Source organism: Bacteroides difficilis, from assembly GCF_048319815.1.
In the GTDB taxonomy this organism is placed as follows: domain Bacteria; phylum Bacteroidota; class Bacteroidia; order Bacteroidales; family Bacteroidaceae; genus Bacteroides; species Bacteroides zhangwenhongii.
In genome coordinates this window covers 1,669,713-1,688,545 of the sequence record NZ_CP182814.1, presented here as the reverse complement: position 1 = coordinate 1,688,545, position 18,833 = coordinate 1,669,713, and the positions used below count along the sequence as shown (strand labels likewise).

Genomic DNA, 18,833 nt, shown 5'->3' with positions numbered 1-18,833 from the left:
CTGGTCAGATTCACATTGGCGAATTGCGTACAAAAGGACAATAATATCGTAAAGTCTGCTTTTTTTCTATTTCTTTCCGTATAGCATTCAAGCACTTCTGTCATTTTTTTGCCTTTATTGATACGATTTTCTCCTTACTCTTCACTTATTCGTAAGAGATATTATCCAGCACTTTTATTCCCTCTTTCCGAACACCTGTCTCAAACAGATTCTTAAACGATTCTACCGACAATGAAGTGGACGGTTTAAAATCTGAAGAATTCATATACGCCAGCAAAACGGCATAGAATTGTAATCCTTCCGGTGTGTCACGTACCGCTTCCAAGTCGGACATACAAAGCAGTAATTTACCGCCCTCTACATTCAACTCCATCAATAAGCCGAGTTTATGATTTCGTTCCACATTGTCAATTACCTGCACAATAGGGCGGTATTCTTTTGGCATACCATCCAGAATAAGCGGATAGCTATGTTTGATGATTGGATACCACTGCCAGTTCGTATGGTATTCGGTCGGGAAGTCATTGAATACCGGATGCTCGGGATTGGTCAGAATCCCCAATGTACCAGGTGAAGCAGGTTTCTTGATGCGGTCACAGATACTTTTGAACATACGATAATTCCAATAGTCGGTCTGGAACAATCCTCCCACTGTTACTTCTTTACAGTCTTCCCCACGAGGCATCAACAGTACCTTTCCACCTTGCTTTAAAGCATTCAGCACATCATCCGTTAGTTGGCGGGCAACTACAACATTACCTGTCTTCAATTGCTTCTTTGCAGGATATATCCATAGCGGATAACTATTCTGATAGGAAGTTCCGGATACTTTCAAAAGTAATTCGGCTTTATACGCTTGCTCCACATCGGGCAATGTCAAACGAATAGTTCCGGCAGTCAATAATCCTAATCCCGATGGAATAGCCATCTTACCTTTGCCAAGGCTTTTCTTCCCATTTTTGAGTTCCCATGAAATACTTTTTTCGTTCAATGAAGTTTCTCCATAATTGGCAATCTCAACAGTACCTGCGAATGATTCACCGCCTGTCCAACAGAACTTGGCAGTTGTCAATAAAGGAACCACTTCACTACAGAATTCTCTCCATTTCTTCGGTTCAACCAATCCTTTACTATCCATAAAAGCATCCAGAATACCAACATAAGCCGACCCTTGTCCCGGATAATCCTGTAAATCGAGTAACTGAAAACCAGCCATCCGTTTGGAGCGGAGATTCATTTCAATATCTGCCCGATAAAGTTCCACAGACCATGCACCCGATGCTTTAAAAAAATCATCCGCCTGCTCCAGCATGCCGGCTTTCTCCAAGCGGTCACGAAACACTTCAAAATTCCAGGGCGCCAAGACTCCTGTATATTTCTTCATCTCCTCATAATTCGGGTAAGTTTGAAACTGTCCGGTTTCATGTCCGATCACCGGAACAAGAGATTTTTCCAGAGCCTCATCAAAGTTCATTACCGAATTAGGATAGGTATTATTAAGATAGCCACCTTCTTCCGCATCTGCGAAAGAGAAAGAAGCACGAGCATGAGTAGAATAACCCTCACCACTGCCTACACGACAAGTTACCAGAAAATCCTCACCCGGAATATGTCCTCGTGAGCCTAAAAAGATATTCGAACCATACGTGTATAGGTGCCTCGGCTCTATGGAACGGAAACGATCTACAAACTCTTTCATCACATCGATGTCACCTCCCAGCTCATTCCCCAAGGCAAAGAGTACAAAAGAAGCATGGTTACTATATTCACGCATGATATTCTCTCCATCTTTCATCAGAAAATCCATCAGCTCGGCAGATTCTTTCTTAAACCCTCCCCAGATAGGTAATTCTGGCTGCAAGTAAATACCCTCCAAGTCCGCAGCTTCAAAACACGCAGTAGGTGGGCACCAAGAATGAAAACGACAATGATTCAATCCATATTCCTTACAAATCCTGAAATAACGACGCCATTGTTCCAAGTCCATCGCCGTATGGCCCGTCAAAGGGAATACACAGGCATCATGTTTTCCCCGAAGAAATGTTTTGGCGCCATTGATAGTGAAATGCGTCTCTTCAGTCTTAAAGTCGCGCAAACCGAAACGAACTGTTTTCTCGTCTATGCCATTTATCTCTGCTTTCAGTTGATATAGAGCCGGCTGGAGGTCACTCCACAATACTGCATTATCTCCCAACTGATAAGTGAATTCATATTCCTTGCTCCCCTCTTTCAAATCATATTCCGCAGATCTGGCTTTATGCTTTTTGGCAGTATTGAAAGCAGAAGCTGACAACTGCAGTTTCTTCCCACCAATGCCTGAAGAATTGGAAAGAGTTATTTTCACTTTTACGGAGCGGTCTTCTACCTGAGGAAAAGCCTGAATGGACTCAATAAACAATGGATTCATTGCCTGCAATTCCATCCGTCCGATAATACCGTTCCAGTTTGTCTGGGTAGATTCCGTACAAGCGTGAGAACTTGAACGAATCTGCCCGGGAATACTTTTTCCGTTATCTACACGAATAGTCAGCTTATGTGAACCGGGAGCCAGGAAGTGAGTGAGATTAAATTCCTGTGGGGTAGATAAATAGTTGCATTTACCCACTTCCCGACCATCGATCCACACGGTTGTCGGACGAGTACGTTCCAGAAACAACACGATATGCTTTTCTTTCCAGTCGGCTGGTATTTCTATATTCCGGCTATACCATGCCGCACCTTCATATTTATAATATCTGGACAAATAAGTGGTCTCCGACTTGTTGGTGTTCTCTATTCCTTTTCGATTTGAATCTGTTGTACCGGGTAAAGTCACAGTTTCTGCAAAATCCATGTTCCACAGTTTTTCCTGTTCTCCCTTGCCGTGAGGGTCCAATGCAAAACTCCACGTTCCGCTCAAATCAATCATTTTGCGCAAACCTGATGTCTGCGCCCATGATGTACACAAAAAAACAAATAATAATAAAAGAGTTCCAGCTAATCGATTACGCATAACTTTATTCATAATATATGATTTAATGTCCTTAATTTATCTGTTTACAAAGATAGGACGGAGAACAAACCACAATGACAAATCCCGTACAAAAAAACAATAATATCGTAAAAGATACTGTGTATCATCCCTTTGATATCACTATCAGCATGATAATGTCCTTGCCTGACTGATAAAATACACAAATAGTTTTTTCATAGCTTCATCCCCTTCCACAGCCTGCAACTCCGGGTGGAACTGAACCCCCCAAATATGTTCGGAATCAGATTCGATTGATTCTATGACTCCATCATCAGCGAAAGCAGATGCCTTGAATCCACAAGCCAATTTCTTAACGGCTTGATGATGAATGGAGGAGACTTTCAAACTTTCCTTGCCTGTAACAGAATACAACTTTCCGGTCCTCAAACATCGCACATTATGCTGTAATATCATAAACGCATCCGGTGACCGATGATTAATTTCCGAGGGATATTGAGCAGGCAAATCCTGATATAATGTTCCACCAAAATAAGTATTAATAATCTGCATTCCCCGACAAATACCTAAAACGGGAATTTGCTTTTCGGATGCCAAGCGCAGCAAAGCATAATCAAAGTCATCCCTATCCCGGCAACATTCTCCACATTCAGGAAGAGTCGATTCTCCGTATATCACAGGCGATATATCTCCCCCACCTGTCAGGAGTAAACCATCAATAGAAGAAACCACAGATTGTAAAATCTGTACATTGTCGGTAAACGGAAGAATAAAAGGGATGCCGCCCGCTTGAAGGACAGCATCCACATATTTTCTTTTCACAGATATTCTTCCCGGAATATCAATTTCAGTAGAAATGCCAATAACAGGAATTTCTCTTTTTATCATTCTCATTGTCTTTTATCAACTTAATCCACAGCCTGTAGTTGTAAAGCCAAACTTGAATATTCACTTTTCAGCAATGATTTTAATGCAATGCCTTCTTCCATCAATATCTTTCCACTAATGATTTTACCATTCAGGTCACAAGGTTTGCTACTGTCCACAGGTGTCAAATCTACCAAACGATAATTCTTCGACGGATCCAATCCATTCATACAAACCTTCGGAATAACCATATTGATGAAATGAGAAATCTTATATGCATAAAAGACCGCCTTATTCTTTTCGGAAGTGACATACATCAGAGAGGATACTCCTTTATTATCGTATGGAGACACCAACCGATACAAATCACCGAACTGAACCACAGGACGAATATCTTTATACGCTGCAATAGCACGCTTGGAGAATGCCTTATCAACATCATTCATGTCTTTCGGCTGAATTTCCATTCCCAATCGCCCGGACATTGCCACATCAAAACGGAATTTCAATGGAATACGGCGTCCGGTCTGATGATTCTTGTCCGCACTTACGTGAGATGCCATCGCAATAGCCGGAAAGAAACCGGAAACTCCCCATTGCATATAAATTCTTTGCAAAGCATCCGTATCATCACTCGTCCAGAACTCATCAAAATACGGAAGCAATCCATAATTGACGCGGGCACCGCCACCAGCACATAGCTGCATCACGAGTTCAGGATACTTGGCACGAATACGCTGAAGTACTTTCTGTAAACCCCTATTATACTCAATATAGAGATGTGATTGCTTGTTTTTTGGTAAGTAGGAAGAACCATAATCCAGCAAACTGCAATTATCATCCCATTTCATATAGGCAATTTCCGGATAGTTCGTCATCAAATTATTAACCACTCCAAAAACAAAATCCTGCACTTTCGGATTAGTCAAATCCAAAACTACCTGCGTTTTGCCACGCCCAGTAGATAAAGGACGGTTATCAATTTTCAGAATCCAGTCCGGGTGCTTTTCGAACAGTTCGCTCTTAGTATTCGACATTTCCGGTTCAATCCAGATACCGAATTTTATATGATGCTTCCTGGCAGACGCAAGCAATCCTTCAATACCTTCAGGCAGTTTTTCTTTGCAGACTTCCCAATCACCCAAACTACTGTTTCCACCATTACGGGGATATTTATTTCCAAACCAGCCATCGTCCATGACAAACAACTCTCCACCCATGGCAGAGAAAGCTTCCATCATCTCATCCATCCCTTTTTGGTTCACCTTGAAATAAACACCTTCCCAGCTATTCAACAAGATGTCATGCAGCCTTTCACCCTGATTCATTTTATATTGGCGTGCCCAATGATGAAAAGCACGACTCACCCCACCTTTGCCATTGGTACTATATGTCATGGCAAATTCAGGAGTGACGAATGTTTCTTTCGGTTCCAATATGTATTGTGAACTTTCCTCATTCATACCGACTATTATATTCAGTGCTGTGTTGCGAACATCCAGCTTCAACTTATAATTACCACTCCAAGCCAAAACGCCCCCAAAGACTTTTCCTGTTTCTTCCTGCGGTTTGCCGTCCAACGACAACATAAAAGAAGGATTATCCGTTTCCGTATTCGCCAGTCCGTCTTTGTTAGCAATCACTTTTTGCCCGTTCGTCAGTTTCTCTTCATCCATCGTATGTTCCGCGCCCCACGAACCATGAAAATGCGTCAGCCAGTTGTCCCCGCGAGACATCGGCAAATAAGCGGAAGCAAACTGAAACAGTGTTACCGGTTTCTTACCTGCATTGCCAATCTCAACCCAAGTGGTAATTATATCCGTTCCTTTATAAGCCTTATAACATTGTTTCACCCAAACAGGATATATCTTATCTTTCAGAAGCACTTCCAAAATCTCACCATCGTCAATCCCGTATTGCTTTACATTATCTACTCCCAAATCCAATGACATATTGCCGTCGGCATGGGTAATTGCGACCGCCTTTTCGCCTACGGTCTGAAGACCGAATGCTGGATAACTATCCGCTTCGAAAGCCAAACCGGCATCATAAATATTCTGGATCTGAACGGGAGTGATACTCACTCCATAATATTGCATTTTTGACTTTTCACCCTTATTGGCCGTAATCAACAATGAGGTCCGAGGAGTGGAAATCAAGTAATCTTTTGACAACAATGGAGCTGATATCAACAGCCCCATTGCCATCATTAAACCCATCTTTTTATTCATGGCTTTATTGATTTAATTCATTGTATCGTAAACAATACCTATAGAAAACGTTGTAAACTAACGATCTTTTTACCCTTAAAATTCAACTTTTACTTCACAGACATCGTTACCTGTTTCCAAATGTTGTCTCTGTAACTCTACATCCGGTAACCATACATATTTCTTCTGCCCCGCATCATCTATCACCTCCACCAGGAAACTGAACCAATAAGAGTAAGGAAATAAGTCCTGCGGTTCCTTAGGCGGAATATTGGGGTCAGTCATATCGGGATGATACAGTTTATACAGATTGGTCAGTTCAACTTTTCCCTTTTTATCCGTCTGATAAGTCCTGTACACCTTTGGGTATACATCACGCTTATTATATCTACCACCGGCACGTGTACCATAGAAATTCACAGTATAGTTGGATTTCGCCTTTACATTCTTTTCTACCTTAATCACCAGTTTACGCGGAAATACCAGATCTGACAAGTTCTTATCGAGCGGCTTCATCTTCGCCGTATAATTGAACAATGCCGAGCAATAATCACTCCATACACGATAACCCGTCCCCATATTACATTTAGGTGGAGTCAGTTTCTCGTGGCTCACAGGATTGTCTTCTGCGGCAATCATATACTGATATAAATCCGTAGCACCACGCATATGACCATATTCATGTCCTAGATTGCTATACGTTCCCTGATTGGGATAAAGCGCATCCGTAAAGATATTATGAGGTTCGCGAATATAACACATCACTACAGATTGCCCACTCGCTCCACCTCCCCCACAGGAAAGCCCTTCATTCTTTGCACCCAACGCCAAGAACAACACAAAATCATATTTCGACAAATCCAATGGTCCATAAGCCTTATTCTTAAATTCATCATATTTGTTTTTGTCTCCCTGAATGTCGTAGACGTACAATTCTTCAGCAGGAACAAAGCGAAAATAATGATTGAATTTATTAGGACTTTCATTCCAAAAACGCGTAGTATTATGAAACATCTTTTTCAAGTTCTTCTTGAAATCCTCTTCTCCACCATAACGTTCCAGGTCTGTTTTATCAACCCATACCTGGGCACGATATTCTATTGTATCTTTCGCAATCGGAGATTGAGCATGAGCTGCCCCAATCAGGCAGCTACATGCAATCAGTAGATATTTTAAAATATTCATGCTAAACTTATTATAACTGTATTTCAAACACATAAGGTTCTTGCTGCCCGCCATCCAGATATTCAGGAACAATATCCAAATCCGACAACCACACACATTTCGTCTGTCCACCATCCAACTCGACTTCTACTACAAAACAATACCAGCGTGAAAAAGGAAATTCATCAACCGGACTCTTAGGGGGAAGATTCGGAGTATTATTATAATCCGGAATAAACATCCGGTATATATCATTAATGGTAAATTCACCGTTTGCATCTGTTTTTTTCTTCATATATGGAGAATTGCCCGGTTCTGCATATATATCCCTAAAAGTGGCACGTGAGCCCCAAAAATTGACTGTGGCACGTTGTACCGGTTTACCATCTTTTGTTACCCTGACCAACATCTGCTTAGGATACGTACTTCGGGTCATATCAGCAGTAATTTGTTTATATTGGGCATTATGGTTAAATATCGCCGAACAATAATCACTCCATTCCTGATAACCCGTCCCCATATTACACTTAGGGTAATCATAAGCAACATGACTGACCGGATTGTTTTCAGCCGGAATCATATACTGATATAAATCCTGCGCGCCACGAACATGACCATATTCATGACCTAAATCACTATATGTACCTTTTTCCGGCCATTTCTTTGCAAAAATATCATGCCCTTCCTCAAAATAGGCCTGTACAACTGACTGCTTACTTGCTCCGCCACCGCCACAAGAGAGTCCACCTTTTGTACAACGTAAAGCCAGAAAGAGAACAAAATCATACTTCTCTGTATTCAAAGTACCATAAGCCTTATCTTTATACACATTGTATTCTGCCTGGCTTTTTACACCACTTTTTATATCGTAAATAACCAAATTGTCATCTCCTTCACCCATAGCCCATTCAAAGCGATAATCAAACTTGTTCGTACTTTCATTCCAAAAAGTAGTCGTATTGCGGAACAACGCTTCCAAATTCTGTCGGAACAAACGTTCTCCACCATATAATTCTTCCATATCGTTTTTCTCTACCCATACTTGTGCACGATAGGTAATCGTTTCTCCTGCCTGAGGTCTATCCGGTTTCTCTTCTGTAATAAGTCCCGGATTCGTTATATCAATTTCGAGATCACACGCAGCCAGTGTGAACAGGCTGCATGCGATTAATATATACTTCCTTAAGTTTTTCATAACTTACTAAATTTATTATTCAACAACATTTGAACGATCGGACACAAAAACTTCATCCAAACACAGAACTTTTTTATTCCAAAAAGTTTCATATATCGTCAAACGAATATAGCGTTTTTGCAATTTCCCTAACTCAAACCAATGGATTATACCTTCACCATGGTTATTATAACTTCCTGTTGCTCCTTTTAATTCAGCCTCAGTAAAGCCATTACCATCATTTTTGGTAACAACTGTTATCCATCCTTCATTAAGATCATCACTAACCTCTATTTGAACAGTTTTTGGAGCAGGTGCAGTCCATTGAAGTCTTGGCACAATACCAAAACTGTTGTATTCACGCAGATTCTCACCTAAGTCAAAAACAAGTACATAAGGTTTACCATCAGCTCCACCGTCAGTAGTAATTCCTTTATTGAATTCCACGTATATATCATTTTCTTTCAGTCCTGTATCCCACCAAACATTATCATACAATCGCGGGAAATATTTTTTCATTTCTGTTTCACTGTACTGACTACTAATATTAGTACTATATGCAGGTATATTCCAAGTAGACTTATTCAATATAATACCATACCCTTTCATTCCTTGTCTGAAATCTATTTTTCCTTCCATGCCGGTTTTCACATTTTTCACTCCAATCTTTGCTGTACGTTCCTTATTGGTACTGATATTAGCGGTAACCTCTGCATAAACCTTACCATCTTCTTGACTCAAGGTCAGCCACTCATTCTCACCGCTCATTTCTATATCTGCGGGATTTATATTTTTACAGGTGGCAACAAGAATTTTTTCATTCGCATCTGAAGATACTATAAATTCTCTCTCCTGTTGATAATATTCTGGATTCCAAATAATCTCCTCTATTCCAAACTGAATAACCGAAACAGACTTTCTCACCGTAATATCACCAGCAGTAGCCGTAAAATTAATCATTGCTTCACGGTATACATTAGTAGTATTCTCCTTGATCAGCAAAGACAAAACCTTAGTATCGGTATCTATCTGTGCCACAACATCTTCCTTTAATTCTATCCAACTTTGGTTATCCTCATCTGGAAAATCGATATCTATCACAGGCGACGCCGTACCTTCATAGGTCAAAAGTTTCAGCTCTCTATCCCCCGTTTCTGTAAAGTCTTTAGGCAAAGTAACAGAAAATGCCCCATCTGCTTTCTCAGTAATAAATACCTCTTCCGGAAATTCTGATTCATCAATAGTTCCTACAGTCAGAAGTTCTTCTACATTTCCCTGAATAATTGTTACTATTTTTTTCACCGGGATTTCTCCTCTGGTAGTAATCACTACAGATGCTTTGCGGTCTTTTGCTGTTACATTATCAGCAATGACAAGCGACAATGATGCTGCACCTACTCCACCCTGCACTGAAGGAGTAATCCACTCTTCTTTTTCATTTGTCATATATAAAACTTCCACTTTCCATGCCTTGTCCGTTTTAATCCCCAAGGTCACACTCCCTTTATACTCAGTTGGCAAAGTCACTTTCCAGTGTCCGTCTCCAGCTTCCTCCAAAGTTTCATTGCATGATACTGTCAACGCATCAGGTGTCCAGTCCACCTCTTTTTCATCATTACAAGCCTGCAAACAGAGCAGACACGATAGTAGTAAAAATAGATTTTTCATAAATATATTGTTTTTACTATTTCTATATTCCATTATCTTTTAGAAACAAATATTTCATCCAAGCAGTGGGTGCTATACCATGAATCCCACATAGACAATCGTATATACCGATGACTCATATTTTCACCCAAATCATACCATTTTACAAACTGTTTGTCAGTGTACCAATCCTCCCAGTTACCACTATCATGAGCATCCAATTCCGTCTTTGTGAATGCATCCCTTTTAGCACTGCCAACAAGAATCCAATTCGTAATGTCTTCACTGCGTGTCAACACAGCATCACTAACTTCGATCTTCAGGTATTTAGGTGAATTTCCTACCCATTGGAGCCTCGGTATCAATCCGATCGAATTATATTCATGAGGATTCTCACCTAAATCAAATACGATCTGTACCGGATTCTCTTCCGACCCTTTATCACTTATCTCGATGTATGACAAAGTACTTCCGGAACCTACCTCCGCCTTACTTGTCGGCCAGAAATTATCAAATAGTCTGCCTAATACAGATTCTTTTCCGGAGACATGTTCACTATAGCCTACCACACTCCACAAAGATTTATTCAGAGTAATGCCGTATCCCTTCATTCCTTGTCTCACAACAATCTCTTTTTCAAGCCAAGTTTCATTGTCCACGAGTGTAATCGTTGCAACACGTTCCTTCCACGTCGAAGTATTTGCACTGCTCACAGTAATCTGAAGTTTACCGCTTGCTTCATTCACCTGCAGCCAATCGGGTTCATCACCATATTTATCTGCTACGGAATAAGATAAATCACCGATCTGACTTATATCAGCAATTGATTCGCGGGATGGTGTATTATCCGAAGAAAGAATAATATCACTTCCTTGCACATAAATTCCTTCCAATTCAACCTTGGAATCCAGTGAACCTTTGACAACCGTCAATTTTATCCAATTCTCTTCCGCGTCAGAACCAACTTTATCATTCGTAGTTCCCACACGTACCGGAAGTATCCATTTTCCGTCCGGCATTTCCGACGGTTTCAGGGTCAGATAATTCTCTGCATATTTCTCGCCAACCGGAATCTTCACGCTCTGTGCATATTCAAAACCGGCAGTCAGCAAACGAGATTTTTCATCTTCTGTCAGCAGATTATCCTCTTCTTTATCATAACCATAGGTAACAACCAATTCTTCCGTCGTATTGATATCCAATTTAGCTGTAATATCTATCTGACGCTCTGTTGTCGCTTTAGATAAATCCATAAAGACTTCTCCTCTTTGTTCTCCTGCGGCACCGTCAATCACCAGTACCGGCTTTCTGATATCCAAAAGCAGAATAAAGTGAGATTTATCTACATAAACATCCTCTTCCGGCGTACGGCTATTGACAGACAAAGGAATATAATAAATACCATAACCTCTATCCTGAAGAAGCTGTTCTATCTTCAGACTCAATGGCACAGCTGCCTCATCCGCTCCGGCTTCGATAACGAAATCACGTTCGAACGAGTAATACTTTTCATCCAACATCTCGTAATCAGTGCCGTTCTCTGTATTATACTGAACCAGATAATTATAATCCAGCTCTACCCTTCCGGCAAATCTATTCTGATAGTAACCCGCCTTATGAATCCAAACGTTGTATACATAATCATTGGCATTCATCACGTAAAGGGTTTCTTTCTGCAAATCACTCTTAGGGAAATATGCAGTATCTCCCATCATGTAATCAGTTCTAGTATCAGTACAAGAAGTCCCCAATAAAAGAGCCGCAAATAAAAAATTTATATATTTCTTCATTGTTACCATCTTCTTTACCATTTATAGTTTTGTACTAAATCTTGGTTTTTATTAATCGCACTTTGCGGGATAGGGAACAGATAGAAACTCGGTGTAAACACTCTCTTTTCTATTACCGTACGTTGGAAGAAATCTTCCGGATATTCTTCCTTGCCGGGAGTACCCTTAGCCTGAATATTCATACCATGAATATCCCCTTTTTCCGTTTCTTCTGCTGTCAGCCAACGACGGCTGTCGTAGAAGTTGATACCCTCGAAAGCAAATTCCACACGACGTTCACGATGAATCAAATCCCTCAATTTATCCTGATCATTCATAGCTTCAGGATATGCTTCCTCAATATTCTTCAGTCCGGCACGATTGCGAACCGCATTCCAATAAGTCAATAAATTCGGATCTTTCAGTTCACCCAATTCAATAGTAGCCTCTACATAATTCAGCAGAATCTCAGCATAACGGATATAAGGTAATTCACGTTTTACGTTCTTCGTAGGACTTGCTTCATATTCCGGCATGGCCAGTTTCACCATATTATATCCTGTTGTAAAGTGATTGTGAGAAGCATCCGGACCATTATTCCCATTTTTATACATCTCCAGATAGATTTTTTCACTTGCTTTTTTCGGAATAAACCAAGACATACCGCCATAGACTATCGACACATAGAAACGAGGTTCACGACCTACAAACATATTATAGGTTTTCCGCTCTTTGCCTTCACATGGATTTGTAAACTGAGAGTATCCGACTTCTTGATATCCTGCATCCGGATCAATAATCGGTGTGGTACGGTCATCATCCGTATACCCTGTAATCGGGAAACGTCCGGTTTCCAACATAGCATACGCATCCACAATTTCTTGAGTAGGATTGTAACCTCCTCCCCAACCACCATTACTATTAGGCGCAAGACGTTTATCAATAGTACCATTATCTTCCAGGAAAGAGAAGATCATTTCTTTATTTTGCGAAGTAGTAAATACGGATTTATAAGAAGTATAGGGATCAATTTCACCCATATTCGCACCACTTTCATAAAGTACTTTGACCAAATCATAATTACCATCCTTTATAAGACTCAGAGCAGCCTGACGGGCCAACTCCCATTTATTCTTGTCATACGTCAACGGAAATAACGGAGTTCCATCCGCATTACGAATATTGGCATACTTAGAATTACCATTGAACTGTGGACTGGCAGATTGTAAAAGAATACGTGCCAAATAAGCTTTAGCAATCCCCCTATTCATTCGAGCATAAGTCTCGCCCTCTGACTTTAAAGGTAAGGGAGAATTTTCTATCAAATCCGTAAACTCTTCTGTTATCCATTGCACACATTCATCCCAAGTATTACGTTCACGAAACATATCCGTACCAGAGAAATCCGGCTGTTCATCTTTCAATAGAATGACCGGTCCATACATACGCATCAACTGTGCATAGTAATAAGCACGCACACAACGAATTTCCGCCTTCCACTGTTCACGAGTATCATAAGTCAACCGTGGATCCGGGCATTTATCTACATTCTGAAGAAAGTATGTAGCTTCGCGAATCGCTTTATAAAAAGTATACCATTTATCATATTGTGCAGATGAAGCACTCCATACCCCCATATCAAAAGTATGTACATTGGTATAGGCCACATCTACATCACTAGTACTATAAGTATCCGGCATATTAAACGGGTATGTATCGCGGATATAAGAATATACTCCGAACATTGCGTTCTGTGTAGACGAGTAAGTCTCATAAATCTGTTCCGGAGAACGCAAATCCTCGGGAGACGTATCCAAAAACGAATCACAAGATGATATAGTCAAGGCTGCGGCAGCCAAAAACATAATACGTTTCATATATTTGGATTTCATAATCAACATGTCTTTTAGTATTAGAAATTAATATTTAAACCTACATTAAATACACGTGTCGGCGGATACTTTCTTCCGTCACCGGAGCCTAGTTCCGGGTCGAACAGACGAACATCCGGTGCCCAAGTCAACAAATTTACTCCTGATACATACAGACGTAAATTTTGTATAGCCATCTTCTCCATCCATCTCTTTGGGAATGTATAACCTATTTCAGCATTCTTCAGGCGAAGGTAAGCCGCATTACGTACCCAAAATGATGATTTTTTGGTATTATTATTATCCAAGGCATCACTCGGACGGATTGTACGCGGATAGCGTGCATTGGGGTTAGGATTATCCACAGTCCAGCGATCTTCCATCACTCCTTTCAGAAATCCGTTATTATTTTTGTAACCGGAAGAAAAAGGAACCACAGCAGAGCCCTCTTCAAAAATAGATACACGTGCAGTCCCCTGGAAGAATATAGAAACATCAAACCCTTTCCATTCTATAGCTCCCCCAAATCCATAAGTGATTTCAGGAATATCACAGAAACCAACAGGCATCTTGTCGTAATCATCAATAACGCCATCGCCATTCAAATCGCGATATTTAATATCTCCCGGACGTAAACGGCTATGATTACCTTCGCTAAACTGAATCGGGCTACGGTCAATCTCTTCTTGTGATTCAAACAACCCGACTGCCTCCCATCCGAATTTCTGATAGATTTTCTGCCCTACAGAATTCATCCATGGATATTTATTCAGAGCATCGCCATTACGAAGAATCTCATTGTTCGCATAAGTAAATGTTCCACGTCCAGTCACATTCACCTGACCAATTTTATCATGGTATTCTAATGAACCGTCAAAGCCCCAACTCTTCATTTTCCCGATATTCACCATTGGTACAGTAGTCATACCGACATAAGCAGGAATATTATTATTGCGTACAAAGATATGATCACGCACATCATGATACCAATCTCCCTGAATTTCCAGTTTATTAAATAATCCCAATTCAAATCCATAATTTTGCTTGGTGGAAACCTCCCAACCAACATTGGGATTTGCTACTTCATTCACACGCTCACCACTCGTCTTAGTATAGTTTCCATAAACATAACTACCTGTACTAGCAACTGTCCCCAAATAGATAAAACGAACATCCCCACCAATCTGATCATTACCTACTTGTCCGACAGATGCTTTCAATTTCAATTTTGAAACGACATCTGTCAATGGCGAGAAGAACTTTTCATTGGATACATACCATCCCACAGCCACCGCCGGAAAGAAACCTACCCGATGACCAGCTGCGAAATTCTCCGACCCATTGTATCCGAAATTTCCTTCTATAAAATAGCGGCTATCATAATCATAAGTCAAACGTCCAGCTAGACCCTGATTCTTATAAGGCAACGATTTGATAGAAGATATATTATCCTTATAATCTTTATTTCTGTACGTTTCATTTTTAATCCGCTGGTTATACAGGAACAAACCTCCCACACGATGTTTTCCAAACAAGCGATTATAAGTAATAGAAGCCTCTAAATAGGTCGCATTATTTCCTCCGGACTTATTATCAAACCATGGACCTCCTTTGGCAGTTTCCGGTTCTGAGTTGAATACAAGTTCTCCATTTGTATCACGGCGTATAGCATGCCATATTTCATCCTGTTGCGTATATTTGTTACCATGCCATGCCTGTGTATCAAATGCAAACTTGATATTAGCCTTCAATCCTTCGGTAATGAAAGAGAAATCCTGATCCAGACTGACCATTGAATTTAATGTGCTTTGCCAATCTTCCACATATCCTCCCCTAGTGACTTGCCAATAAGGATTCGTTACTCCTTTTTCTCCACCCCAATATCCATTGGAATATTGAATGGGAAACGCGTTCGGTTCAAGAGCGAATGCATATTTCCAAATATCATCAGAATTAGCAGCATCCCTCTTTTTGGTAAGAAATCCTCCTAAGGTCAACGAAAGAACCGTAGTAGGATGTAAATTAATATCTACATTCGATCGAAAATTATAGCGTTGATAATCTGGATTACCATTATAAGACTCTCCTTTGCCGGTCATAAACAAACCATCTTCATGATAATAGCCGGCAGAAATAAAGTAACGTGCAATTTCACCGCCACCACTCACATTGGCAGTGACACGTTGATTGAACGTATGTTTCTTGAAAACAGACTTCAGCCAGTTTACATTCGGATACAAGTCTCCGTCTGTATGATTTCTATATTTTTCAATATCACTTTGGCTGTAAGTTCCCGGCACAGCCTCATTATACATATTGGCAAAATCCACAGCATCCGCCATTTCAGGGATTTTGGTAGGAGCTACCATACCCGCTTCCATTTTGATGGAGATTTTCGGCTTACCTTCAGAACCACGTTTTGTTTTAATCAATACAACACCGTTTGCACCGCGTACACCATAAAGAGCAGTAGCAGTAGCATCTTTCAATAAAGAAAAACTTTCAATTTCTTCCGGATCAAGCAGGTCGAGCGAACGCTCTACACCGTCAACAAGAATCAGAGGTGTCTTATTCGCACCAAAAGTAGAAATACCACGAATCCAAAATTCTGCCGAGCTACCTGGAGAACCATCACGCTGAATAGAAACAACACCTCCTAACTGACCAGCCAAATTGGTAGATATAGAAGCACTGGGAACTTTCAGATTACTAACACTCAACGTACTGATAGAACCAATCACACTTTCTTTACGTTGCGTACCGTAACCCACTACCTGTACTTCTTCAAGCACTGTATCATCGGTACTCATCTCAATAAGCAAATTATTTGCCGAGGGGGAGATCTCCTTTTCTATATTAGCATATCCCAAATAGCTGATTACCAATGTTACGGTCTTCCCCCCCGGAACGTTGATATTGAAATTACCATCCATATCCGTAGTACCTCCGATACTAGTATCTTTCAACCACACACTGGCACCAATAAGAGTCTCCTTCGTATTCTTATCTATAATCTTACCTGCTAATTTTCTAGTAGCAGCCTTCTTCCCTTCCTGAAATACTTCAGCCACTGCACCTGACGCATACGTCGATGCAAAAGGTGCCGCAAAAAAATAAATGATGATAAGAGCACTAACCAAGCGTCGTAATGAGAAATCTAACTTACGTGCAATTTCATTCATAATACATGATTTAATGTTATTAATTTAAGTTTGAGATGTTTTAGATTGTTGCAACCAATTTCTAAATTCATATTCGCAAAGATAAGCGAGAGAATCTTTTTTCATGGCGAATCCCGTACAAAAGAACAAGAATATCGTAAAACTACACTTTTTTCTTACCGCCATACCACCGTCTTATTTCTATTTGTTCTTAATGTGAACGATTTTATCGTTACCCCTAACAAAAAAAATGTCTCATCTCAATCGTCCTGATATAAAATCAGAATAATTCAGATAAGACACACTAAATTTATAAGAAAAGCTATCAGTGATAACTAAATTTTCAAATCACGTATTTTTTCTATTTCCAGCCCCGTTATCTGTGAGATAGTATCAAGGGGTATATTCAAAGACTTCATATTTCGTGCCATTTCTTTCTTTTCTTCCTCACGTCCTTTCGCAAGTCCTTCTTCAAGTCCTTCCGCACGACCTTCCGCACGACCTTCCGCACGGCCCTCTGCACGACCTTCTGCACGCTCCGTAAATATATTATCTCTCAATATTACAATATTATCCAAATGCCGATAATAAGCTTCAAGTTCGGTTTTCGTCATTTTGTCAAGTTTCAATCGCTCGCGAGCCTCCTCCAGTCCCGGTGCTGTGGCACTGTCGGGGATATCACCTGTATTCAAATAACATATCCATTCTTCCAACGGACTCTTGGCTACCTGATTGAAATCATTCACTTTCAATATGTAATATTCCGGATAAAGTTGGCTCACAGCATCTACCTTGAACGTTTGTCTCTGAAAAGGAGTCAACTCCAGCACATCATTCTGATGAATACCCCTGAACTCCGTTTTTCCGTGATAAACCGTATCCTTTCCGCTGCCTAGTGAAAAATAGACAATATTGATACTATATATTTTACGTACTTTATCATAGCCTTCTCCACGATTAATGTATTCGGTCACCAACTTGGAAGTTCCGAACAGCATACGTTGAAAATAAGCATACTCATTATTATTCTGAACTTCGATCAGAATAAGCTCTCCCTTAGAGTTTTCGGCAAGCATATCTACCCGATTATACTTGTCAAACTCGTCCTCTTGATTGCTTTCGCTTTCCAACAACTTCTGAATAACAATTTTCTCATTGAGAAGTGTTGTCAAAAAGCCCTCAAGAACTGCAAAATTGGCTTTATTACGCAATAAGCGCTTCATAGCCCAATCGAAACGAATATAATTACTTGCCATAGACTCGTCTCCTTTCTCGTTATCTTTTTTCATGCAAACAAAGGTAAGCAGAAAATGTTTAATATCAAGTATATATATCCAATAAAATGATTTACTATACCTTTATATATACTACCGAACGCCCCACTCCATACTTCTTCAAAACACCTTGTTCGATGAAAGCATTAATATCCTGCAATGCCTGTGTTTTCGTTTTTCCAACGAGCAGGGCATAATCCTGCCGATTAATGCATGGGTGCTCTTTTAGAAACCTTTCTAACCGTTGCAGGCACTTTTCCTCTGGCAACGGATTTTTCACACGAAAGGGTGAATGATAACGCTGTAATTCAAGACCACTCTCAATATCCTTCTTAAATTGGCGATTCACACGAAAATTAATATCTTTCAGAGATATAGACGGCGAACGCAATTCTTTTGCCTCCTTCACCTTCCTGTCAACACTCAACGAAAGGCTAAAATAACCGATATCCCCTAATTCAACAGAGAATCCTTTTAAAAGCAAATGCCTCAATTCTTTCGATATAGCCTCTATGATACCCACCACCTGCGCATGGGGCATATGCTGAAGCGTAGTCACTTGTTCTACAAATTCTTCGGCTGTATAACTTCCCTTCAACACTACACGTGCATGCAAAGGCTGTTCTTCTCCGCTTTTAGCAAGGTCGGGAGTTTCATAAAGATCATAATTTACACTCATTATTGATTAGTTCTTTATTAGGAGAGATAAACATCTTCCCTCCCAT

11 protein-coding genes are annotated in these 18,833 nt (G+C 40.3%); all 11 read right to left on the bottom strand.

All coding sequences use genetic code 11. The features are described 5' to 3' along the window. Positions 1-145 precede the first annotated feature (145 nt). Positions 146-3,004 carry a sugar-binding domain-containing protein gene (locus tag ACNOGP_RS06180; RefSeq protein ID WP_418214338.1) on the bottom strand — a complete coding sequence of 953 codons (2,859 nt, stop codon included), beginning with the start codon at positions 3,002-3,004 and terminating at the stop codon, positions 146-148. A gap of 132 nt (positions 3,005-3,136) precedes the next feature. After that, positions 3,137-3,859: a gamma-glutamyl-gamma-aminobutyrate hydrolase family protein gene (locus ACNOGP_RS06175; protein ID WP_418214337.1), complete on the bottom strand. Its 723-nt coding sequence runs from the start codon at positions 3,857-3,859 to the stop codon at positions 3,137-3,139. Positions 3,860-3,879: 20 nt separating this feature from the next. Next, positions 3,880-6,069 carry an alpha-galactosidase gene (locus tag ACNOGP_RS06170; RefSeq protein WP_418214336.1) on the bottom strand — a complete coding sequence of 730 codons (2,190 nt, stop codon included), beginning with the start codon at positions 6,067-6,069 and terminating at the stop codon, positions 3,880-3,882. Between the two features lie 75 nt (positions 6,070-6,144). Next, entirely contained in the window at positions 6,145-7,233 is a 1,089-nt protein-coding gene (locus ACNOGP_RS06165; protein WP_418214335.1) for a hypothetical protein, read from the bottom strand. A 10-nt stretch (positions 7,234-7,243) separates the two neighbouring features. Further along, positions 7,244-8,407 carry a hypothetical protein gene (locus ACNOGP_RS06160; RefSeq protein WP_186925889.1) on the bottom strand — a complete coding sequence of 388 codons (1,164 nt, stop codon included), beginning with the start codon at positions 8,405-8,407 and terminating at the stop codon, positions 7,244-7,246. 15 nt (positions 8,408-8,422) lie between these two features. Next, a complete protein-coding gene (locus ACNOGP_RS06155) occupies positions 8,423-10,054 on the bottom strand; it encodes a BACON domain-containing protein (protein ID WP_418214334.1) in 1,632 nt (543 codons plus the stop codon). 32 nt (positions 10,055-10,086) lie between these two features. After that, entirely contained in the window at positions 10,087-11,823 is a 1,737-nt protein-coding gene (locus ACNOGP_RS06150) for a BT_3987 domain-containing protein (protein ID WP_418214333.1), read from the bottom strand. Positions 11,824-11,837: 14 nt separating this feature from the next. Then, positions 11,838-13,694, bottom strand: coding sequence for a RagB/SusD family nutrient uptake outer membrane protein (locus ACNOGP_RS06145; RefSeq protein WP_022276228.1), 1,857 nt, complete (start codon positions 13,692-13,694; stop codon positions 11,838-11,840). A 20-nt stretch (positions 13,695-13,714) separates the two neighbouring features. Further along, the gene (locus ACNOGP_RS06140) at positions 13,715-16,855 is read right to left on the bottom strand and encodes a SusC/RagA family TonB-linked outer membrane protein (protein WP_272720665.1); all 3,141 of its coding nucleotides are present in this window, start codon (positions 16,853-16,855) and stop codon (positions 13,715-13,717) included. A 314-nt stretch (positions 16,856-17,169) separates the two neighbouring features. Further along, on the bottom strand, positions 17,170-18,123 hold the full coding sequence (locus ACNOGP_RS06135) for an Rpn family recombination-promoting nuclease/putative transposase (protein WP_186965965.1): 954 nt from the start codon (positions 18,121-18,123) through the stop codon (positions 17,170-17,172). A gap of 61 nt (positions 18,124-18,184) precedes the next feature. Continuing rightward, on the bottom strand, positions 18,185-18,787 hold the full coding sequence (locus ACNOGP_RS06130) for a DNA-binding protein (protein ID WP_195532017.1): 603 nt from the start codon (positions 18,785-18,787) through the stop codon (positions 18,185-18,187). Positions 18,788-18,833 lie beyond the last annotated feature (46 nt).